The sequence below is a fragment of the Staphylococcus sp. ACRSN genome (assembly GCF_022346615.1).
Taxonomy (GTDB): Bacteria; Bacillota; Bacilli; order Staphylococcales; family Staphylococcaceae; genus Staphylococcus.
This window is the reverse complement of sequence record NZ_JAKRNS010000007.1, coordinates 98337-122024: the sequence shown is the minus strand read 5'-3', so window position 1 is coordinate 122024 and position 23688 is coordinate 98337. Positions and strand designations below refer to the sequence as shown.

At 31.6% G+C, this 23688-nt stretch carries 23 protein-coding genes; 9 read left to right on the top strand and 14 right to left on the bottom strand.

The annotated features are described in order from the left end of the window. Positions 1-6: 6 nt before the first annotated feature. A complete protein-coding gene (nagB, locus tag MHZ36_RS08365) occupies positions 7-735 on the bottom strand; it encodes a glucosamine-6-phosphate deaminase (RefSeq protein ID WP_239231033.1) in 729 nt (242 codons plus the stop codon). 381 nt (positions 736-1116) lie between these two features. Here nagB and MHZ36_RS08360 point away from each other — a divergent pair, with 381 nt between their 5' ends. The 5 genes from MHZ36_RS08360 to MHZ36_RS08340 all read left to right on the top strand — a co-directional run bounded on the left by MHZ36_RS08360 (position 1117) and on the right by MHZ36_RS08340 (position 4876). Further along, positions 1117-1476, top strand: coding sequence for a YojF family protein (locus tag MHZ36_RS08360; RefSeq protein WP_239231032.1), 360 nt, complete (start codon positions 1117-1119; stop codon positions 1474-1476). 12 nt (positions 1477-1488) lie between these two features. Then, complete coding sequence (gene bshB2 / locus MHZ36_RS08355) at positions 1489-2154, top strand: bacillithiol biosynthesis deacetylase BshB2 (RefSeq protein WP_239231031.1); 666 nt, start codon at positions 1489-1491, stop codon at positions 2152-2154. Between the two features lie 14 nt (positions 2155-2168). Continuing rightward, the gene (gene folE2 / locus MHZ36_RS08350) at positions 2169-3047 is read left to right on the top strand and encodes a GTP cyclohydrolase FolE2 (RefSeq protein WP_239231030.1); all 879 of its coding nucleotides are present in this window, start codon (positions 2169-2171) and stop codon (positions 3045-3047) included. A gap of 879 nt (positions 3048-3926) precedes the next feature. Beyond that, positions 3927-4484, top strand: a complete 558-nt coding sequence (locus MHZ36_RS08345) for a helix-turn-helix transcriptional regulator (RefSeq protein WP_239231029.1) — start codon at positions 3927-3929, stop codon at positions 4482-4484. A 56-nt stretch (positions 4485-4540) separates the two neighbouring features. Continuing rightward, complete coding sequence (locus MHZ36_RS08340) at positions 4541-4876, top strand: transcriptional regulator, SarA/Rot family (protein ID WP_239231028.1); 336 nt, start codon at positions 4541-4543, stop codon at positions 4874-4876. Positions 4877-5030: 154 nt separating this feature from the next. Here the strand turns inward: MHZ36_RS08340 and MHZ36_RS08335 are convergent, their stop codons facing one another. From MHZ36_RS08335 to tadA, 3 genes are all read right to left on the bottom strand, one after another. Further along, on the bottom strand, positions 5031-5597 hold the full coding sequence (locus MHZ36_RS08335) for an NADPH-dependent FMN reductase (protein WP_239231027.1): 567 nt from the start codon (positions 5595-5597) through the stop codon (positions 5031-5033). Positions 5598-5616: 19 nt separating this feature from the next. Beyond that, positions 5617-6489, bottom strand: coding sequence for a Cof-type HAD-IIB family hydrolase (locus MHZ36_RS08330; protein WP_239231026.1), 873 nt, complete (start codon positions 6487-6489; stop codon positions 5617-5619). A 100-nt stretch (positions 6490-6589) separates the two neighbouring features. Next, positions 6590-7081 (bottom strand): tRNA adenosine(34) deaminase TadA, encoded by a 492-nt coding sequence (gene tadA / locus MHZ36_RS08325; RefSeq protein ID WP_239231025.1) that lies wholly within the window; start codon positions 7079-7081, stop codon positions 6590-6592. 62 nt (positions 7082-7143) lie between these two features. On the opposite strand from tadA, the gene MHZ36_RS08320 reads away from it, so the two are divergent. Continuing rightward, positions 7144-7761 carry a deoxynucleoside kinase gene (locus tag MHZ36_RS08320; protein WP_239231024.1) on the top strand — a complete coding sequence of 206 codons (618 nt, stop codon included), beginning with the start codon at positions 7144-7146 and terminating at the stop codon, positions 7759-7761. After that, positions 7754-8416, top strand: coding sequence for a deoxynucleoside kinase (locus MHZ36_RS08315; RefSeq protein WP_239231023.1), 663 nt, complete (start codon positions 7754-7756; stop codon positions 8414-8416). The genes MHZ36_RS08320 and MHZ36_RS08315 overlap by 8 nt, the downstream gene beginning before the upstream one ends. Before the next feature lie 197 nt (positions 8417-8613). Here MHZ36_RS08315 and MHZ36_RS08310 read toward each other — a convergent pair whose 3' ends face one another. From MHZ36_RS08310 to MHZ36_RS08290, 5 genes are all read right to left on the bottom strand, one after another. Beyond that, positions 8614-9003, bottom strand: coding sequence for a hypothetical protein (locus MHZ36_RS08310; RefSeq protein WP_239231022.1), 390 nt, complete (start codon positions 9001-9003; stop codon positions 8614-8616). Between the two features lie 88 nt (positions 9004-9091). Beyond that, positions 9092-9784, bottom strand: a complete 693-nt coding sequence (locus MHZ36_RS08305; protein ID WP_239231021.1) for an HAD family hydrolase — start codon at positions 9782-9784, stop codon at positions 9092-9094. A gap of 194 nt (positions 9785-9978) precedes the next feature. Next, positions 9979-11055: a branched-chain amino acid aminotransferase gene (locus MHZ36_RS08300; protein WP_239231020.1), complete on the bottom strand. Its 1077-nt coding sequence runs from the start codon at positions 11053-11055 to the stop codon at positions 9979-9981. 249 nt (positions 11056-11304) lie between these two features. Continuing rightward, entirely contained in the window at positions 11305-12345 is a 1041-nt protein-coding gene (locus MHZ36_RS08295) for an NAD(P)-dependent alcohol dehydrogenase (RefSeq protein WP_239231019.1), read from the bottom strand. Between the two features lie 293 nt (positions 12346-12638). Next, entirely contained in the window at positions 12639-13598 is a 960-nt protein-coding gene (locus MHZ36_RS08290) for an NAD-dependent epimerase/dehydratase family protein (protein WP_239231018.1), read from the bottom strand. Between the two features lie 503 nt (positions 13599-14101). On the opposite strand from MHZ36_RS08290, the gene isaB reads away from it, so the two are divergent. Continuing rightward, a complete protein-coding gene (gene isaB, locus MHZ36_RS08285) occupies positions 14102-14695 on the top strand; it encodes an immunodominant staphylococcal antigen IsaB family protein (RefSeq protein ID WP_239231017.1) in 594 nt (197 codons plus the stop codon). Between the two features lie 275 nt (positions 14696-14970). Here the strand turns inward: isaB and MHZ36_RS08280 are convergent, their stop codons facing one another. Both MHZ36_RS08280 and MHZ36_RS08275 read right to left on the bottom strand, forming a co-directional pair. After that, a complete protein-coding gene (locus tag MHZ36_RS08280) occupies positions 14971-15444 on the bottom strand; it encodes an SRPBCC domain-containing protein (RefSeq protein WP_239231016.1) in 474 nt (157 codons plus the stop codon). 96 nt (positions 15445-15540) lie between these two features. After that, positions 15541-16941 carry an amino acid permease gene (locus MHZ36_RS08275; protein WP_239231015.1) on the bottom strand — a complete coding sequence of 467 codons (1401 nt, stop codon included), beginning with the start codon at positions 16939-16941 and terminating at the stop codon, positions 15541-15543. Between the two features lie 602 nt (positions 16942-17543). On the opposite strand from MHZ36_RS08275, the gene MHZ36_RS08270 reads away from it, so the two are divergent. After that, positions 17544-18548: a fatty acid desaturase gene (locus tag MHZ36_RS08270; RefSeq protein WP_239231014.1), complete on the top strand. Its 1005-nt coding sequence runs from the start codon at positions 17544-17546 to the stop codon at positions 18546-18548. 59 nt (positions 18549-18607) lie between these two features. Here the strand turns inward: MHZ36_RS08270 and mmuM are convergent, their stop codons facing one another. The 3 genes from mmuM to MHZ36_RS08255 all read right to left on the bottom strand — a co-directional run bounded on the left by mmuM (position 18608) and on the right by MHZ36_RS08255 (position 23669). Beyond that, the gene (mmuM, locus tag MHZ36_RS08265; protein ID WP_239231013.1) at positions 18608-19522 is read right to left on the bottom strand and encodes a homocysteine S-methyltransferase; all 915 of its coding nucleotides are present in this window, start codon (positions 19520-19522) and stop codon (positions 18608-18610) included. Further along, positions 19523-20833 (bottom strand): amino acid permease, encoded by a 1311-nt coding sequence (locus MHZ36_RS08260; RefSeq protein WP_481867130.1) that lies wholly within the window; start codon positions 20831-20833, stop codon positions 19523-19525. Positions 20834-21776: 943 nt separating this feature from the next. Beyond that, a complete protein-coding gene (locus MHZ36_RS08255; RefSeq protein ID WP_239231011.1) occupies positions 21777-23669 on the bottom strand; it encodes a BglG family transcription antiterminator in 1893 nt (630 codons plus the stop codon). Positions 23670-23688 lie beyond the last annotated feature (19 nt).

Sequence of the window (23688 nt, the reverse complement as noted above, 5' to 3'; positions counted from 1 at the left end):
CGGGACTTAGTTTCTTGGTGCTGATGCATCATCTACATATATTTCCACATTAGGATGCGCATGTAGGATAGTGGCCGGTACTGTCGGATCAACTTCATTTTTAGTCAATGCTTCAATTGCTGCCCTTTTCTTCTCACCAAATGCAATTAAGATGATACGTTTAGCTTTTAAAATTGTCGCAAGACCCATAGAAAGCGCTTGTTTAGGCACTTCTGTTTCATCATCAAAATATCGACTATTTGCGTTTATTGTACTCTCAGTTAAATTGACGATATGCGTAGGGCTATTAATATCAGTACCTGGTTCATTAAAGCCAATATGACCATTTTCACCAATACCTAAAATTTGTATATCAATTGGTCCTCGTTTATTGATTAACGCTTCATAACGTGATGCTTCTAATGCTAAGTCTTCTGCATGACCGTTAGGAATAAATATATTTGCTGAATTAAAATAAGGATATCGACGAAATAGCACATCATTCATGTAAAAGTGATAACTTTCTTTATGATTAGCATCAAGTCCAACGTATTCATCTAAATTAAATGTTTCAATATTTGTGACATCAAGTTGATTTTTGCTTAGTAAATCAACTAAAAATTGATAAATTTGTACCATTGTACCACCGGTTGCTAAGCCTAGTTTACTATGAGGATTTTGGCTCATTTCTTTATATAATTCGCAAGCTACATAAAATGAAGCATATTCCCGTGTTCCTAAATTAGTAATTTTCACAACAATTTCCTCCATTATCAAAATTTTTCAGTAAGCCCTATGACAATATAACTAATAATTATTTTTGATACTTTCATACTATATAATTCTCTGTATTTTTAACAGAATAAGGGCTTTTTTAGCAGTATCTTTAAAAATTTTAAAATTCTTTTAGAATAATTGAGCAGAGAGATACATTTCTGTTACTGTTTTTAGTAAAATAAGGTGATAATCATAAATATAGTAAGATTGTTAGAGATAAAATTCACATTACTAGTAGAAAATGTATACAAGTACGTTTACACTATAAGATATACTTATATATTCTAAATTATTTTGCGATATGCAATAACTATAATTGAATTTTGTAATGTCCGTTTCTAATGGCAAGGAGGCAAAATTTTGGAACAGATAAATGTTGAAAAAGTACAAACGTTACTTTCATCATATGAAAACAAACCTGTTTATATACACGTTGAAACAACAAATGGTGCCTACGCTGCACACTTTGATCAACGCGTGTTTAATGCAGGTACATTTTTACGCAATATACAAGTCACATTTGAGCATGCTCAACTTAAAGGTGGAGAAAAAGACCCTTACAGAGTTGGTTTAAAACTCGTTAATAATGGTTGGGTTTATGTTCAAGGTTTAACGCATTATGAAGTAAATGATAATGGTGAATTTCTATTAGCTGGCTTTAACTATGAAGGTCAATTAGCAGCCGCATTAGAAATTAGTACACAACCATTTGAAGTTTAAGGAGGGCGAATCATGGCAGAGGAAAGTCACGTATTAGTAATATTCCCACATCCAGATGATGAATCGTTCTCATCTGCTGGAACGCTAGCACGTTATATAGACAATGGTATCCCAGTCACTTACGCATGTTTGACATTAGGACAAATGGGTCGTAATTTAGGAAACCCACCTTTTGCAACACGAGAATCATTACCGCATATAAGAGAAAAAGAATTAGAAAACGCTATGGACGCGATTGGTATTACAGATTTACGAAAAATGGGACTTCGTGATAAAACTGTAGAATTCGAACCACATGACGAAATGGATGCAATGGTAAAATCTTTAATCGATGAACTAAAACCATCCGTAATCATCTCTTTCTATCCTAAATTTGCTGTTCACCCAGATCACGAAGCAACTGCAGAAGCGGTAGTTAGAACAGTCGGACGCATGTCAGTAGAAGAAAGACCACGTTTACAACTTGTAGCATTTAGTAATGACGCAGCCGAAAAACTTGGTGAGCCAGACATTCTAAATGAGATCAGTGATTATAAAGAGGTAAAACTACGTGCATTTGAAGCTCACGCATCACAAACAGGTCCATTCTTAGAGCAACTTGCAACACCTGATGTATCTGGACAAGTAAAAAGCTTCTTAGAAGTAGAACCTTATTGGACTTATAACTTTGAATCTTAAGTGGAGGAAATAGCATGACTGAATTTGACTTATCAACACGAGAGGGACGATGGAAACACTTTGGTTCTGTCGACCCTGTCGAAGGTACGAAACCAACTGTTAAAGAAAAAATGAAAGACCTACAAAGTACACACAAAGATTTTTTATTTGAAATTGAAGAGGTAGGTATTAAGAACCTCGTATACCCTGTTCATGTCGACCGTTTCCAAACTGCTGGAAACTTCAGTTTTTCAACAAGCTTAAACCAAGATGAAAAAGGCATTAACATGAGCCGCATCTTGGAAAGTGTGGAAAAACATTATCAAAATGGTATCGAATTAAACTTTGATACGTTATATCACGTGTTACGCAGTTTGCAAGAAAGTATGAATCAATCAGCAGCAGGATTAGATGTCTCTGCAAAATGGTTTTTTGATCGTTTTAGTCCGATAACTCAAATCAAAGCTGTAGGTCATGCAGATGTAACGTATGGTATAGCTATTGATAAAAAAGACGTTACACGTAAAGAAATCACAATTGAAGCGGCAGTCACTACATTATGTCCATGTTCAAAGGAAATTAGTGAGTACTCTGCCCATAATCAACGCGGTATTGTAACTGTAAAAGCTTATCTTAATAAAGAAGCTGAACTAACAGATGACTTCAAAGATGTTATTCTTGATGCGATGGAAGCGAATGCCAGTTCAATACTCTATCCTATTTTAAAACGACCAGACGAGAAAAGCGTTACTGAACGTGCTTATGAAAACCCTCGTTTTGTCGAAGATTTAATTCGTTTAATTGCAGCAGATTTAGTTGGTTTTGAATGGTTAGATGGATTTGATATTGAATGTCGTAACGAAGAATCAATTCATCAACATGATGCATTTGCTAAACTCAAATATAGAAAATAATAATGAAGCATTACAAAATCTAGGACATAAACCTTAGAAAATTTACCAGTAAATGAGTTTTTATATTCATTTACTGGTTTTTTTATTTATGAAATTTCGTATCGTTGTCTCTCTTCCCTAGCATGTATCTTAGCCTTGTTCTTTGACTGGCATTGCTTTCTCAGGAATCTCACCAAAACACTTCGGAAATATGTGTGGTTTACATTAAAATAATAAAATATATAAGGCACCTCATTTTAAGATTGTGTAGTGATCATCTTAAAACGAGGCGTCTTATTTTTTCTATATTAATAAACATGTAATGTCTATTTTGTAAAATACTGATACCCGGATAAAGTAGTATGAGTGAGAGACTCCGGCTTGAGTCCAACCCCCTCAAGCAAGTATGTAACTTCAAAATCATGATTACTTAAATATATAAGTAAAAACTATTTTATCTAGCACTTCCGTTCTCAAAATATTTTTTATATTTTTCAATAAAAACTAACTAAAAGTAATTTTTTCACACTTTCTACTTAATTATTACTACACCGCATTACAAAAAATCATTAAATATTAAAAAAACAGATAGAACTTTTTAAATTTTGTTGATGTTCAATATACGTCTTCCATATTAAAATTTAATTAATAAATTTAGTAAATAATATAAAAGGGAGTGAGTAGGACATTTCAAACATTGATTTTCAAATACATTATTTTAATACTAAAGAACAGCCAGCCAAAAGTATGCGTAAACTATATTTTATAAAAATTTATTATGTCATCGATGGTAACTTAACAATTTTAAACAACACAAACTTAATAAAATATCATTCACACCAAGTATTTTGGGTTCATGATTACGATAATTTTGAATTAATTGATTTTAGTGGCAAATTAGTGAGTATAACGTTAAATAATTTTTATTATCATGAAATAACTAAAATCTTAAATTCAGAGCATATATTAAAACAGCCTATTCCATTACCTAATTCACTTAATCAATATTTTAATGCTGTGATAGAAGATACAAATGATAATAATGCTCCAAATATTCAAAATAACTTGCGACAATTAATCCAACTCATATTTCAAATAGATGTACATACTAAATCCACTGACTGTATAACATCTAATATTTCAATTATTGAAGCAATCGTCAAACACATCAATCAATGCTCGACCGATAACCATAATTGTCTGTGGTTCGCTAAACGCTATTACTTAAATTATAGTTACTTGTCTCGTGAATTTTCATCTTTTATGTCCTGTCCTTTATCTGAATACATTTTAGGTTGCAAAATACATGCTTCAGCATGCGAATTGTATAGAGGGCTATCTTCAGAACAAATTTGGGAAAAATACAACTTTAAGTCACATCAAGATTATCTTTTACACTTTAAAAGAATCCATAGTTGCTTCCCTCAAGAATTTAAACAATATACTTCTAATCGATAAATTAATGTTACTAACTATTTTACAATAACAACTATTATCTTTAACGAGGTGCCTTTATGAACTTAATTAACTACGAAGAAAGACGAAAATTAATCAAAAAAGTTATTAAACAAAATCTTAAACTTACATTTGCAGAAATAATCATTTTAGAAAAATTAAAGCAACTTAACAAAACAAAGCTAGATTCAACAGAATTAAAGCATAGCTTATTCAATCGCAATATGCCCTTTTCAGTACAACTCAATAATTTAATTACACTTGGTTATTTAAATAAAATTCGTAATGAAACGGATGAGCGCCTTATTATTTTAAGCAATATCAATTTAGAAAAAATAGAGCAAACGCTTGAACAGTATCACTATATTGTTAAATCCATCCTCAAAAATAATTAAGTCCAAAAAATTTCACTCAATTCATCTTAAGTAAATTTATACTATATAATGGTTCATTACCTTAAAAACAAAAACACTTCCGTTAAAGTCCATCGTTGAAATGGGTATAATGAAAGTGTTTTATATTTATCAAGCATTGAATGCTTATCTCATTTTATTTTAAATGTTCATACGGGCTATTCTTAACAAATGAAATAATTTGATCAACGAATAACTTAGATCTTAATTGGAATTCACTGTTGTCTAAATAAAGCGCACCATTCTCTAATTTATTATAATCCGTGTCATGTGTAGCAATTTGTGTAGGCACAGCAATGCCTAATAATGTGCGGACAATTAATCTTAAATGTGATAATGGCTCAGAGCTTACGATACCGCCACTATTACCTATTAACCCAACTGGTTTCATTTTAAAATCATCCATTGTTAAATGGTCTAATGCATTTTTTAAAATACCTGAGTACGAACCATGATAATTCGGTGTACCTAATACAAAGAAATCTGCTTCTCTTGCCTTAGTCTGTAAATCTTTTAAATTCTGTTTATAATCCTCACTAGGATTAGAAGCGCCAGAAACATCTAATTGATGGATTGGACGCTCTGCTAAATCAAAAATATCTGCTTCAAATTCATGCTCTTCAAATTGCCCTTTTAAAAAATGAGCTAAAGCTGTAGTATGGGAACCTGTTTTTGCACTTCCTACAATTATTAAACCTTTCATTGATTCATTCACCTCTATATTATTTCTCGTTATTTTCTTTTATCAATTTCATAATGGCTTTACCGACACCACTTTGTTCATTCGTTTCAGTTACATATTTCGACACTTGTTTCACTTCTTCTGTCGCATTTGCCATAGCTACAGAATACCCAACGCGCTCTAACATCGAAACGTCATTTAAATTATCACCAATAGCCATGACATTTTTCATATCTATGTTAAGTCGTTCTGCAATAGTAGATAAAGCTATGCCTTTTTGTGCATCTGAATGTGTAATTTCAATATTGCCTCTTGATGAAGAAGACACAGCAAGACTTCCTGATTCTGCTAATTTACGACTCACACGTTCAATTTTATCTAAGTCACTATCAAAGGCTAGTATCTTCATGACAATTTCTCCTGGTGTTTTTTCAATCTTGTCATAATTTTCTACTACTTTTAACGTACCGTTATCAATACGCTTTTGAATCCCCTGTTTGATTTTTTCAACGTCTGCCTTTTGACCTGCACGTTCAGCAATATCGATATAGATATCTAAATCTCTTTGAGGATTTTCAGTATAAATACCTAAGTTCGTGTAAACTTGATAATAAACATTTTCACGGTTCAATTCTTCTGTAATACGGTTTATGAGTTCACGATTCAAATTCGAAGTACTCATAATATTAAACGATTCGTCTCTTACTTCCGCACCATTCAAGCATATATACGGCACCTTTAAATCGGTTTGATTTACAGGTGTATTGGCTTCATAAAAAGCTCTACCCGTAGCAATCACAACTGTGATACCTAACGACTGTGCATACTTAATCGCTTGAATATTTTCCTCTGATATTTCATGTGCCGCATTTAACAATGTCCCGTCCATATCAGTTGCAATTAGATTTATCATTCATTTTCCTCATTTCCCTCTATTATCATTACTACAAATTTAAACACACACCATAATATTTAGACATACTTTTGTAACATAATTATATTCTAACAAAAGTTTAACTATTTGTATTATCCGCCGATTGGTCTATTTTTTTCTTTTTTCTTAAATCACTAAAAAATTGTTTTAAAATTGTACTACAACGTTCCGCTAATACACCTGATATAACATTTGCCCTATGATTAAATCGTGATTCTTGCAATAAATTCATTAAACTTTCTGCACAACCGCCTTTTGGATCTTGCGCGCCATATACCACTCGTGGTATACGACTCATAACAATCGCCCCTGCACACATTACACAAGGCTCTAAAGTAACGTATAATGTACAATCTTCCAATCGCCAGCTACCTAATTGCTTAGCTGCGCTTTCAATAGCTATGTGCTCAGCATGAGCAGTTGGATTTTGTTCTTTTTCTCTCAAATTATGTGCACGAGCAATAATTTCATCATTGTGCACAACAACAGCCCCTATCGGTACCTCTCCGATAGCACCTGCTTTTTTCGCTTCCTCAATTGCGAAATTCATATAATATTCATCAGTTGTCATGTGTCTCACACCCTATATATGGTACAATACTTATTGTCTATTTTAACATTGGAGCGGTATATATGAAAAAACCTTTTATAGCTATTGAAGGGCCAATTGGTGTTGGCAAATCATCATTAGCACACAAACTTAGTCAGTCACTTAATTATTTCGAAGAAAAAGAAATCATTTCTGAAAATCCCTTTCTTTCGGATTTTTACGAAGATATTTCAAAATGGAGTTTTCAAACAGAAATGTTCTTTTTATGTAATCGTTATAAACAATTTCAAGATATTGCTAAAATGCATTCTGGCATTGTTAGTGATTACCATATCTATAAAAATAAGATTTTCGCGAATAACACTTTAACTAATAAGGAATTCGAAAAATTTTCCAGAATATATGATATTTTAACTGAAGATTTAGAAATGCCAAATGTCATTATATTTTTAGATGCTAAATTAGATATCTTAAAATCACGTATTGCGCATCGCAATAGAAGCTTTGAGCATCAAATAGAAGATGACTATTTAATCAACTTAAAACGCGATTATCAAGCCTATTATGAATCTTTAAAAGCAGAAGGACAACATGTGATACGCATCGATACAACAGATTTAGATTTCGTAAATAATAATGAACATTATCAATATATATTAAACTTAATTGAACCATTGATTGGAGGAACAAATAATGAATAACTATGGAATCCCTCAAGATGCCATCATTACAATTGCAGGCACAGTTGGCGTTGGTAAATCTACATTGACAACAGCTTTAGCAGAACGACTAAACTTTAAAACATCATTTGAAAATGTTGACCAAAATCCATACTTAGATAAATTCTACAGTGATTTCGAACGATGGAGTTTCCATCTACAAATCTATTTTTTAGCCGAACGTTTTAAAGAACAAAAACGCATGTTTGAATATGGTGGTGGCTTTATTCAAGATCGTTCAATTTATGAAGATGTCGACATTTTTGCTAAAATGCATGAAGAACAAGGTACAATGAGTCCTGAGGATTTCAGTACATACTCAGAATTATTTAATGCCATGGTTATGACTCCTTATTTCCCTAAACCGGATGTTCTCATTTATTTAGAATGTGACTATGACGAAGTAATTGAACGTATCGAACGTCGTGGACGTCAAATGGAAATTGAAACAGATCATGACTATTGGAAAAAACTTTTTAAACGCTACGATGATTGGATAAATGAGTTTAATGCGTGTCCTGTCGTTCGTGTAAACATCAATGAATATGATTTACATGAATCACCAGATTCTTTAAATCCAATTATAGATAAAATACGTAATATTATTGAAGCTTATCGTAAAGTCGATCAACGTTAAACCAAAACATTGCGCATAATATAATCCAACTAGGCTGGGACATTACTAATGTCTCAGCCTATATCATTATTTGAGTGGCAAAAAACTGACTTAATAACACTGTTGAATCAATAATTTTTATCTTCTACTCAATGTTTCCAATATCATATTTAAAAACATTTTAATTGAACTCACTTTAAATCCACTCTTTGCCAGTTTTATTCTATATGACTTCGGTAAATAATTTTCTCAATATCAGCTTCATCCACAAATTTGCTAAAATATTCATCATCTGTTTTAGATAAACCAAAAGTACTTGCTTTATCTTCATCTTCGGTCCCTATATAATAAGCACCTTCTGTATCTTGATATAAATCAAATATAGCACCTTCATAACGCGCTTCTTGAAACAACTCATATAACTCATCTAACTCGTCTCTACGTACACGTTTAAAATATAGTGTGTGATTCACATAATTAGCTGTTTGTGCTTCAAATCCTTGTTCAACTGCACTTTCATCTTCTGTTACGAGCATCACCTCGTGACTAACAATTTCCACTACTTTATATGTCTCACCTTTATAATCTGCATACTTACCATCTATCATGTTAACACCCCTTACAGCTAAATCTATTATAAATAAAAAAAGTCATAATATACGTTGTGTATATTATGACATAATTTATGTAATGCGCCTATCTATTTAATAAGGTTGTAACTTCAGTTGCATTTTCCACGATATAATCAGCTTCGGTCAGCTCCTCTTTCAATCCAACACCTGTAAGTACAGCAACTTTTAATCCAAGTTTAGCATTGATACCTGTTTGGATATCATTCGCATTATCTCCTACAATTGCTACATTTTCTGGTTTCACATCATATCTATAGAATAATGGATTGAGTACTTCTGGATTCGGTTTTTCTACTGCGTCTGCTTCAGTTGAAATAATTAAATCAAAAAAGTGATCAAATTTTGTAACTTCTAAAAACTGATCTACTCCCACTTTAGAATCACTTGTTACAATACCTAATTTATAACCTCGTTGCTTTAATGTGTCTAAAGTTTGCTCAATGCCTTCAACAAGTACATTTTCAGGGACACGTTGATCTACTAACGTTTGACTACGTTGTTGTGCCCATCTCGATACATCTTGTCCTGCAATCTCACAAAATGCATAAATCATCTCATCCAAAGCACCAGACGCCATAACCGTCCCCGGTTGTATTTCTCCATCTATAACGCCTAATGATTCATATGCTTGATTAATATCAGCAATATCCGATTTATAAGTCTCCATAAAATCATCTACTAATTGCAATCCTATTTTCATCCAGCTTTTATCAAAATATATTAAAGTACCATCTTTATCGAATAATATCCATTCCATCTAGTTAACAGCTCCCGTATTTTAACTCTTTCAACTAACGCTTACTATTTTAATATATTTGCTATTACTTAAACAAATATTGAAATTGAAATACTATAAAATAGCGATTTCATCTAAACACCTTTATTTTCACACTATAAAAAGACTTCCTAGAGCATCTATTGCTCGAGCAAGTCTTCGTATAATACTACATATTAATATCTTGGAACTACAACTCTCCAACCTTCTGGATCATCTAATTTACCGCTTTGGATACCAATATAATTTTCATATAATTTTTGTGTTACTTCGCCAGTTTCATTATTATTAATGATAATTTCAGTATCTTCATATTTTAGTTTTCCAACTGGTGATATAACAGCAGCTGTACCTGTACCAAATACTTCTGTTAAGGCTCCACTATTATGTGCTTCAATTAATTCATCAATTGATACACGTCGTTCTTCAACTTCGTAACCTAATTTCTTGGCCAATTCAATAATAGTTTTTCGCGTAATACCTGGTAAGATACTACCATTTAATTCTGGTGTTACAAGTTTGCCATTCTCTACGAAGAAAATGTTCATGCTGCCAACTTCTTCAACATATTTTTGTTCCACACCATCTAACCATAATACTTGATCGTAGCCTTGCGCTGCAGCATTTGTTTGTGCAAGTAGACTTGCAGCATAGTTACCAGCTACTTTAGCATGTCCAACACCGCCACGCACAGCACGGACATATTCATCCTCTACATAAATCTTAGTAGGTTGTAATGATTCCCCACCATAATATGACCCTGAAGGTGATAATAAAATAAGTAATTTATAAGAATATGAAGGTCTTACACCTAAGATTCCTTCGGTAGCAAATACAAAAGGTCTAATATATAATGATTGTCCTTCTCCTTCTGGTACCCAATCTCTTTCAACATCTACTAATTGTTTTAAGCCATCTAATACTACCGCTTCATCAATTTCAGGCATATCTAAACGAGTTAATGAATGATTAATACGTTTAAAATTTTCAGATGGTCGGAATAAATCAACTTCTCCATTATGTTTGTATGCTTTTAATCCTTCAAACACTGCTTGTCCATAATGTAGTACTTGCGCTGCAGGTGAAATTTCAATAGGGGCATAAGGCACAATCTTTAAATCATGCCATCCCTGATCAATATCATAGTCGAAACTTAACATATAATCAGTGAAGTATTTCCCAAATCCTAAATCACTTGGATCCGGCTTTTCTTTTAAGTTTTCACGTTGTACGAATTTAATTTTATCTGACATGATTTTTCCTCCCAAGGCTCATTTAAGTATTTATATTAAATTATACCAATAGCAGATACGCTGTTCAATAATTTTCAAAAAATTTAAAATATATCAATTATTAATAAATGAAAATCAATTCAATTGTGTGTAGCGATTTTATATTTAAACATCCAGCTATGTCAATTTGTTTTAAAGTAAAAAAGAACAGGCTGAAACATCAAAAATGTCTCAACCTGTGTCAAAGTTAATCAATAAATGAATTATCGATTACATTGTGCTTGTATCAATGACGAATCGATACTTAACATCAGAAGCTAATACTCTCTCATACGCTTCATCAATTTGATCAGCAGTTATCAATTCAATTTGTGGTTCAATTTCATGTTTTGAACAAAAATCTAACATTTCTTGCGTTTCTCTTATACCACCAATAGCTGAACCCGCGAACGATCTTCGATGTCCAATTAAGTTTGCAACACGTAGTGATATAGGTTCTGCAGGCGCACCAACGTTGACGATTGTGCCGTCTAATGCTAGTAATTTTAGATAATTATCTAATTTCAAATTAGCACTTACTGTATTGATAATTAAGTCAAATGAACTTCCAAGTTGCTCAAATGTCGCTTCATCACTTGTAGCATAATAATGTTTAGCGCCAAGTTTTAAACCGTCTTCCTTTTTATTTAATGTTTGTGATAAAACAGTTACCTCAGCACCCATTGCATGTGCGATTTGAACTGCCATATGCCCAAGTCCACCCATACCTATGACTGCAACTTTTTTACCTTCATATGCTTTCCAATGATTTAGTGGAGAATATGTTGTAATACCTGCACAAAGTAATGGTGCAGCAACATCCAAACCAATATTATCCGGAATACGTAACACAAAATCTTCATGTACAACGATATGCGTTGAATATCCACCTTGTGTCGGTTCTCCATATCTATCTGTACTGGCATATGTGCCTACATTACCTTTTAAACAGTATTGTTCTTCACCATTTTGACAATGTTCACATTCACCACATGAATCCACCATACAACCTACACCAACACGGTCATCGGTTGTATATTTACTTACTTCTGGACCAACTTCTTTTACAATACCTGCAATCTCATGACCTGGCACCAATGGGTAATTAACCGGGCCCCATTCTCCATGTGCAGTATGTATATCAGAATGACATATACCTGCATATTTAATTTCAATCAATACATCATGTTTATCAAGGTCTCGTCTTTTTATTTCAGTAGCATGAAAATCAGTGTCTGGACCATTAACCGCTCTAGCTTTTGCGTTTATCATATTAATTTCCTCCATTACTTAATCAATAGAATATCCTATAATATATTCTTTAAATTTAATAATAAAACCTGGAGTGAACTCTAGGTCAATGAAAAAGACTTTTAAATTTTTATATTTTAAAGCGTATAGAATATAAATACTAAAAAAAGACACTTTCATCCATCACTCTAACGATTGAACTATGGACTACATTCAAGAGAACTAAATGATAGTACCAATCAATATTAGAATGATTGTAAAAGTGCCTTTTATCATACGATTGAGTAATTTCTTATATTACATATAGTCTTATTTTATTGGCTAACTTTTTCCTTTTTTTGAATTGCTGTTAGCATAATTTCAGTCATTTTTTGTAAATCATGTTTTGGATTAAAGCCCCATTCAGCACGTGCACAACTTACATCAATACTATTTGGCCAACTGTCAGCAATGCTTTGGCGAACAGGATCAACTTCATAATCTAAAGTGAATTCTGGTTTAAACTCTTGAATCGCCGCTTTAACCATTTCAGGTTCGATACTCATTGCACTTAAGTTATATGCATTACGATTGATTAATTTCACGCCATCAGCTTCCATCAATTGAATAATTGCATCAATCGCATCGTCCATAAACATCATATCCATATAAGTGTCTTTTGCGATATAACTCGTGTAACGTCCTTCACGAACAGCCTTAAAGTATATATCAACAGCATAATCTGTTGTACCGCCGCCAGGTTCTTTAATATGTGAAATTAATCCTGGAAATCTTACACTGCGTGTATCAACGTTAAATTTATCAAAATAATATTGACATAACAATTCACCTGCAACCTTGTTCACGCCATACATCGAAGTTGGACGTTGAATTGTAACTTGTGGTGTATTCACTTTTGGTGTTGATGGTCCAAACGCTCCAATTGAACTTGGTGTAAAGAATTGTAATTGATATTCACGTGCTGCTTCTAAAGCATTCATTAAACCACCCATATTTAATTCCCAAGCAAATAAAGGATTTTGTTCTGCCGTTGCTGAAAGTAAAGCTGCCATATGCATAAATGTATCTGGTTGAAAAGATTCAACTAATTGAAACATACGTGTTTTGTCTGTAACATCTAAAATTTCGAAAGGTCCATTCATAATTGGTGATTCAGCTTCTGGTTCTCTAATATCGGTTGCCAACACATTATCGTTCCCGTATAATGCTCTACATTTCACAACAAGCTCCGTTCCAATTTGTCCTAATGCCCCAGTAATCATAATCTTTTTCATAGTAATTATCTCCCTTGTATATTACAGAAATCGTATTGTATTTCTCAAGTGCACAAATTCATTATTATTAATCTAATTATAGTATAAAACGTCGTTTTTGTATACTATGAGTGTACAAAAAGATTTATAAGTGTAATATTACTCATTGATTATATATCCTTTTTCCTCTTTTCAACACTTTTTTCTTAATTATAGTTATTAATATTTTATGCCTAAAAATGATAGTTGTTCTTTTGACATTCTTAAAAATAGGTGTATGATTAAGGTGTAAATATACACCTTAACATTTCACGTTTTTCATGTTCACCTTTATGCTAAATTACAGATTATTCAAAGTTTAACTTGTACAGCTTTGTTAAACTAATCAAGATTGAGTTGTTTGATATACCACACTTAGATACAAATCTAGTATTTAGCAGTTAATTTGCAAATAATGTTTCTATTCCATTAACGTGCTTCAATCACTTTGCTTAGCGAAATTCAATAATTCTGGAGTGATTATTATGTATAAAATTGGAAAAGTTATTTCTGCAACTTTCGTAGTATCGACACTTGTTATAGGATCTTCTGTCGCATATGTTTCAACCGACACTCAAAATGTACAAGCGGCTGAAAAAGTACAAAAATGGGGACATGGTGAAGGTGGTTCTGGTGGAGAAAGTAGTGAAATTGGAAAGAATTTAAAAGCAGAAACGCCTTGGTATAAATATGAAGGATATACTACCTACGATGCCTCATTCACGCAAGATTACAACTTTGTTCGAGCACTTAAATATGACAATGTAACGATTGATGGCTATAAAGTGAAAACAAATGTTAAAAACGACAACTTAGACCATACCAAAGAAGTTTACGATACAACTGTTGAATACAATAGTGATAATGAAGTCATAGGTCTCTCATTCTTAACTAAGCCCGATTCAGTATCTAAAGCTACATTTAAAAAGGCTCATACTTCAAATGAAATTATCGATGAAGGTACAATGGAAGGCGAAGACCAACATGGCACATATATAAAATACGCTACCAATGATGGCTCTTATGTGGCATACTTTGACGAAAATGATAATCTAATGCAACTAAGAATTGATCAATAACAAACATTGCTTCTTTACACCATAACAATTATCAAAAAAGTAAATACAACACTTTAGCTATAATAAAGCTCCTTCTTACTTATAATAAGTATAAGGGGCTTTATTATATACGTTCAATTGATAAATTTTTGAAATATATGATTGTCTTTTCACCTACTAAAAGTAAACTAACAAACATTTGATTTAATTTAGTATTAGCTATTTTCACATTAGACAATGTATTATTTTCATTTTGTTTAAACGATTGCAATATGCCCTATTTCAGCTCAAAAAGATCACAAACGTAATTTCCCTTTAATTTCTTGTTGATTTGATTCAAAGTCAAATTCAGATTGTTCAATTATTTCACCTTGCTCAATCAGTTTTTTTAAACTCTCCATTTGATACTGCCATCCTGAAAAATCAATAATAATATGTGGAAACTCATAAGGTAAATATTCCTTTAATGTCAATATAGTTTGATTATGTTTTTCAGCCAACTGAAATCTCACGGTACCTGTATCCCAAGTAAACTCAAATGTTTTAGGTTCATCAAATTGCAAAATATCCATTTTTAAATCTTGGTCGTTTTCTATATGAAAATATAAATTCCCATGTTCGCTACGATTTTCTACATATAATTGAGGAAACCACTGCTGAATACCTTTTGTCGTAGTTAAATAATTAAAGACAGTACTAGGTTGTTCATTTATTAAAATTTCAATTGTTTGATAGACGCCTTTGTCATTCTTAATATAATTTACTACCATATCATTTTCCTCCTTGATATAAACAAGCCAGAAATAGCATTAATTGAGTATCTTCAGACACTTTTAGCGCTATTTCTGGCTCATGGTAGTTATACTCTACCCGTTTTCTTTATTGGATAGTTGGATATTTTGTTTTAAATCTCTACTTTGGTTTGACTTTTGTAACCGCCAATAAAGTAATCCTAAAATAATAAACCAAATCGGTGATAACACAACACCCATTCGTGTGTCTGGCATCACAAACAGTACAACAAGTACAAAAACAAAGAATAGTTGCACTAATCTTGCAGTATGCACACCACCTGGCAATTTATATATACTTTTTTTATGTGCATTTGGATTTGCTTTAATATATTTTGCATAAGAATGCATAATAAACATCCATACAATAACAAGTAAAATCGTTGAAATTGCAGTTACATAGAAAAATACTTGTGTTGCATTAGGTATAAAGTAATTTAATAATACTGTAATGGATAACAATGCACATGTCACAATAATAGCGATGAATGGCACACCTCGTTTGTTTGTTTTCATCATTAATGGATGTGTTTGCTCTTTTTCTGACAATCCAAATAGTATTCTACTATTTGCAAATATACCACTGTTACATGCTGAAGATGCTGCAGTTAACAATACAAAGTTCATTAGACCTGCAGCAAATGGTACGCCTATTAACGCAAACAAACTAACAAACGGACTATCGTCTGCTTTAATGTTTTGCCAAGGAATAATAGACATCATCACAACTAACGCCCCAACATAAAATATTAAAATTCTTATTGGTACACTATTAATAGCTTTCGGTATTGTCTTTTCCGGATTTTTTGTTTCTCCAGCGGTAATACCTAGTATTTCAATTCCAGTAAATGAAAAAACAACCATCTGAAAGGACATTAAAAATCCATTCATACCATTAGGGAAAAAACCTTCTTTTGTTACCATATTTCCAAGTCCTGTCGTACCAAAAGGTGTCTGTATTGCAAAAGTAATCATCACTATACCAATAACAATTAGTGCTACAATCGTTAAAACTTTAATGATTGCGAACCAAAACTCTAGTTCTCCAAACATTTTTGTACTCGTTAAATTAAATGACATTAACAATAAGATACAGGCAAGTGAAGTAATCCAATTTGGTAAATCTGGCACCCAATATTCAACATATTTAGCAACTGCAGTAATCTCTGCCATTCCTGATGTAATCCAAGTCAGCCAATATGTCCAACCAGTCATAAAACCTGCTAATGGACTAATTTGATCATGCGCAATATCTGCAAAAGTTTTATATTTCGTATTCGCTAATAACAACTCTCCCATTGCACGCATAAACATAAATAATACAAAACCTACAATAATGTAAGTCAGTAGAATTGATGGACCTGTTAAACTGATTGACTGGCCAGCCCCTAAAAATAGACCAGTCCCGATAGCGCCACCAATCGCAATCAGTTGAATATGTCTATTACTCAATTCTCTACTTAATGAATTCGACATAACAAATTGCTCCCATTCATTTGGTTTAAAGCACAATCAACATAAAAATTGATTTACATACCCCTTTGTTTTTATGTAAAAAATCAATTAATTTGGATAAAAATGTAATATTCAGATTGAATAGCAAGTAAAAATTCATGGTTATACTTGCTGTCATTATACCTTTGAATCCAATACTAAAACTGCTTAACCACGCCTTTCTCAAGCCTTTAATTAAATAATATATCCATATCCAAATTAAATCTTGATAATGCTTGTTTGTATAATATTCCTTTTATCAGAAAATTACAACTAATTATGCTAAAAAATTTAAATTATATTGCACTCTTTAATTATTCACCATTTTAATGTGTTAAATTATTTAGAAAATAAAAATCACTATCAAAATTATTAAATATACATTTTTTTAAATATTAATGTATTCTTTTTTGTCTTCTTCTATAATCCCAAGTAATATTGTTAAATGTTTTTAAATAAATCAGTTAATTTACACTTTTATTCAAGTATCTTTTGTAATACTACTCGTTTTTATATACAATTGATTAAATGCTTTGTAAATGAATCTTTTGATTTGAATACAAAGTAAAGAAAGTATGGTGAATATGGAAAAAGAAAAAAAGAAATTATTACGCAAGATGGTTAAACCGTTTGAAAAGACAAGCTATACGAAAAGTACAATACAAATTATAAATACTTTGTTACCGTTGTTTGCATTGTTGATAGCAAGCGGATTGTTATATCAAGTCCATTGGTCATTGACAATTATTTGCAGTATATTTGCATCAATATTTTTAATTAGAACATTTATTATTTTTCATGATGCTTGCCATGGATCTTATCTTAAAAAGCAAAAGCATAATGATTTATTGGGAAATGTCACTGGTTTCTTGACGTTCTTCCCCTATAGAAAATGGCGTAGAGAACATTTAATACACCATGCTGGCAGTGGTAACTTAGAAAAACGTGGCATAGGTGATATTTGGGTCATGACTGTAAATGAATATAAAAATGCTTCGAAAATGAAACGTTGCATTTATAAAATATATCGAAATCCTTTAGTTATGTTTGTGTTAGGACCATTTTTCTTAGTTCTAATATCAAATCGTTTCAATTCTAAAGATGCAAAATTAAGTGAAAAACTAAACACTTGGTTAAATAATATTGTCCTTATCTTATTATATGGTAGTTTTATTTATTTATTGGGCGTAGCTCAATTTTTCGCTATTTTTGCACCGATGGTCTTTATTGCTGGGATGATTGGTATATGGTTGTTTTATATACAACACACATTCGAAGATTCTTATTTTGAAGAACCTTCTGAATGGGATTATGTAAAAGCAGCAATTGAAGGTAGTTCATATTACAAATTACCTAAGGTGATTCAGTGGATAACTGGTAACATTGGATATCATCATGTTCACCACTTAAACCCAAGAATTCCCAATTATGCACTTGAAGCAACACATGAAAATGTAACACCTTTACATCATGCTACTTCAATTACATTGTTACAAAGTTTATCCTCTTTAAAATTCAAATTATATGATGAACAGAAAAAATGCTTTATTACATTTAGAGAATTTTCATTACGTTATAAAATGGCATAGTTATTCCAATAAATAAAAGAGGTAAACCAGCTAAAATGCATTCTGGTTCACCTCTTTTTTTATTTAACATTTTTCACTAATTGAGCTATAGATTTAATATCCTCCGGCGTCGTTTGACAACAACCGCCGATGATTTTTACACCTTTTTCTACCCAAGAAGCTATATTTGACAATATCGCACTACTATCTCCATCATCTTTCCAAACTTTATGTTCGGCATCATAAACTGCTCCACCGTTAGGGTATACAGCAATTGTTTGAGGTAATTCTTGCAACCCCTTTTCCAGTGCTTTATTTACTGAGCTTACGCTCGAGCAATTCACACCAAATACTGGAACTTGAGCTTCATGCAAAGCAATATAATTACATACATCTTCAATAGGTGTACCATCTGATAAATTCCCATTGTCGTTGACTGTTACCGATATCCAAAATGTACTATTAGGAAAACTAGGAATAATTTTTTCCACTATCGCTTTAATTTCATCAAAATTAGGTACGGTTTCAAAAACAAAATCTTGTATACCTCTATCGATCAAAGCTAAGATTCGCTCTTGGTGAAAACGTTCATATTCTTTTGAATTTAAAATATAATTGCCCGTATACTCAGAACCATCACTTAAATATGATCCATACGGTCCCAAACTACCCACAACAACTTGTTCTGTTGTCGTCGCTTCATTAATTTTATTTACGGCAGTTGTATATAATGACGCTATTTCATCTCTTGTTAATCCAATATCTAAAAAAGTAGCCACACTTGCTTGATACGTACTCGTCAATAAAATGTCTGCACCAGCATTCACAAAACTTTTATGTGCATTATATATTTCATCCGGTTGATTTCTTAATACTTCACTAGACCATAATGTTGAATTCAAATTACAACCTGCATGTTCTAAAGTAGTAGCCAAACCTCCATCTAATACAATAGCACGAGTGTTTGTAGTATTAATCTTATCTGTTAATCGCATTTAAACAGCTCCTTTCTTATTAAATTTAATAAAGTAGTAGATAAGTGCAATAATTGCAAAAGGTATTCCAAAATACAATGCTGGTGCCTGATTTGAATCAAATATCATACCGATACATGAAACAAAGCACAAACAAAATCCAGTCACTGGAATCCATTGCGAAACTTTTAATGATTTATCCCGACGTTTGGCATTAAAATAAGAAACACAAATACTCATCCAAACTATCACTACAGCTAATCCGGCAATAGACACAAGTACAACATACAAAGAATCTGCTGCATAAACACTTGAAATCAATGCCAACAACCCACCTAACATACTGAACAATGTCGCTCTAATCGGCATTTTAAATTTATTCAAGTGACCGAACCATGCAGGAAACAACCCTTCATTTGATAAACTCCATACCATACGACTCGCTGCATACAAACCAGAATTCGCTGCGGATAATAATGCAGTGATAATTACTAAATTCATGATATCACCTGCATAAGGTATTCCAATTTTTTGAAAAATAACAACAAATGGACTTTCTAATGATTTACCTTGATAACTAGGAATCAATATAGAGATAATAACCATCGTTCCAATGAAGAAAATAATCAATCGCCAGAGTGTTGCTTTAATCGCTTTGGGTATTACTTGCTCAGGATTTTTCGTTTCGCCTGCTGCGATACCTATTAATTCCGTACCACTAAATGCATAATTCACAGCCAACATTGTTAGAAATACAGAGCTTAACCCATGCGGAAATGTAGGATTCATATAACGATTTGTTATAGTCTCAATACCATGATAGCCGTCATAATGTGCCAATCCTACAATAACTAAAATACCTAAAATAATAAAAATAAAAATCGTAAGCACTTTAACTAATGAAAAATAAAATTCAACTTCTGCATAAAATCTTGTAGATATAATATTAAATATTAAAATTAAAATTATTGCCAGTGTTGCAAATACATAAACTGGTATGTTCGGAAACCATTTTTGCATTAATAAGCCTACTGCTGTAAATTCTGAGCCTAATGCTACAGTCCATGTCAACCAATAAAACCAAGCTACGATATAACCTACTGCTGGATGTATATATTCTTTTGCATAAATATGAAAACCACCTGTCTCAGGATGCTTAATCGCAAGTTGACCAAGACATAGCATGACTAAGTATACGAGTAATGAACCCATTACATAAGACAAGACTGTTCCAAAAGGTCCAGCTTGCTGCAAAGTATAGCCAGAACTTAAAAATAAACCTGTACCTATGACACCACCAAAACTGAGTAGCATTAAATGACGTTGTTTCATCGATCTTTTAAATGTAACTTGTTCCAATTTCTTCACCTTATCTCTATGTAGTAAATACAAGTTAATCTTATGTATAATTAATCATTCTATTAATGTCTGAAAATTTAGTCAATGGTAAATTGATAATCCTGATCACCAATATAAGTAAAAATACTATAATTATGTTATTGTAATACAATTTAATAGCTGATATTCAAAGAAACAAACGTTATTACAAAATAGCTTTTATGCCCAATTATTAGTTAGATTTAATTTATTTAGTCCAAAACAAAATTATGATACCTTGTAAAATAAAGAAACTAGATATTAATAACAATTAATGATTGAACTCAATGACAATATAATTTCTAAAATAAAAGTGATTGTGACATGACAAAATAAGAGCGTTTATTCTTAATAGAATATCTCTCCTTTATATTTAAAATATTATGATTGTGAAGTATTTAAGCGAGACTCCTGAGGGTACAGGACAAGCTGAAGACTACAGGCTGAAGCTGTCCCCTAGGAAAGCGAGCCAGCAATATGCAATATGAATAAAAAGACTATAGATTTTATATTCCAATAAAAATTTAAAAAGCAAATTGTAATGCACTTTTTCATAAGTAAGTCCATCATTTTTTGAACCGTATGTTGGCGAGACTCCTGAGGGTACAGGACAAGCTGAAGACTACAGGCTGAAGCTGTCCCCTAGGAAAGCGAGCCAGCAAGAAGAAATATGAATAAAAAGAAGCACTCAGATAAATTCAATTCATTCATCTAAGTGCTTTTTCTAGAATTTATGTCCCAGTTTCTTTCTTCTAGGATAATGTCCCTAACTTTTTATTACTTCTATCTTTTTACTACATAATGTTATTTGCCTTTTAATCAATTCACATAAGTTCTTTAACTCACTTTATATACTTTCTATAAAGTCAAATTATCATACAAGATTAGTAAGAATAAATTATTTTAATATTGATTTATATAATTTATTAAAATCATCAAGACTTCGTTGATTCAATAACTCTAAAACTACATTAAAATCATTAATGATATAACTTAACTTTTTGAAAATTGGTTTCATATCTACAGTAGTGTGCTTCTTTAATCCTAAACAAAATATAAGTTGCACTTCTTTATCATCCCATTTAATCGGTTTATCTAACTTAGTTATATAAATAAAAGAGCGTTTAGCTAATGGTGTTACAGGATGTGGCACAGCAATTAAATTACCATAAGCCGTCGTAGCTACTGCTTCTCTTTCGTATACTTTTTCTAAAAAATCAGACTCAATATAATCTAAAGCCTTTAAATCTGATTCAATAACTGCTAATAATTCATCTTTTGAACTAATATTTGTCTTAAAATCAAATATTTCAACCAACTGTTCTTTTTCATTTTTATTAAAATTATCGAAAAATTTATTCAGTAACGCAATATCTTCTTGAGTCAATATTGTATTAACTTGAATCACTGGTACGGAATAATTCGTCGTTATTGGTACCGTCGCGATGATTAAGTCCGTTCCTTCTAATGAAGATTCACTTAATTCATACATTTGCTGAGAATCAGTCATTGTTAATACCTCTCCAAAATATTCCAATAATTTATATTTGATTAGTTCAGAACTTGCCATTCCAGATGCACATACAATTGTGGTACGAATTTTATCCTTTAAAGGTGCAGTTTTTTGAATGATTAATTGAAAATGTAACGCTAAAAACCCAATCTCACTCTCAGATATTTTTATTCTAAATGCTTCCTCTATAACTTTACTTCCTACTAATGCAATATCAAATGCATACGGATAATTTTTTTTGATATCTGATAATAACGGATTTCTAATGTTCATTTTGTATTTATATCTATTGATTGAAGTAGATAAATGTAATGCTAAATTTTCTTTTAATTCTGATTCAGTAAATAAATTAATATGGAATACATTTTCTATTTTTTCAAATATTTGTTGAATTAATTCATTAATTTCATTATGCTCTAATACTTTATTTGACTTTGTAACGATTCCAGAAGCTAAAATATGTGCTTTAATATATTGCTTCTCTTCCATTGGTAAACACATGTAATATTGACTTTCGATCATCATTACAATTTCTTGAAAAAACCGATCTATTTCTGGCGTTGATTGCTGGTAGCAATCAAAAATATTTTCCTTGTCATCAATCACAAATTGATTCTCCACTCGAAACATTGCAATATAAATATGAACTACTAAATTCTCTAATTTAACATCAGGTATGGTAATTTGAAATTGATGTATCATTTTAATCATTTCACTCTTTAAATCATTAATTTTTTCGGTATCAAATGTTTGATTTTGATATGGTTTTGAGAGTAAAAAATCAGCTATAGCATATCGCTTTTGAAATTCAGAACCTTCTATTTTCAATCCATAATATGGACTAGCAATTAATTGTAATTCATATTTTTCAATTTCATTTCTGATTACCTTCAAATCTTTTTTTATTGTAGTTTCACTCATATACATACGTTCACTTAAACTTTCAATTTTCACATAATTATCTAGAATCAATAGCTTTCCTAATATAAAGTGAATTCTACTTTCTTGATTGTTAAAATTTAATAATTCATCTTTTAAATACTGATTATTTATAAACAAATTAAATTTATTTTTATCCATAATATCAATTTTATAACCTGCTGATTTTTTGGATTCAATATAAAATCCATGTGAATCAGCCATTTCATTGATCATTTTAATATCATTTCTAATTGTTCTAGGAGAGACGCTTAAACTTTTTGCTATAAACTCACCTGACACATAACGATTCGAGTGATTATATAATAGCCTAATGCTTTCTAATGCCCGCTTGTTCATGCGCTCACTTCCAATATAT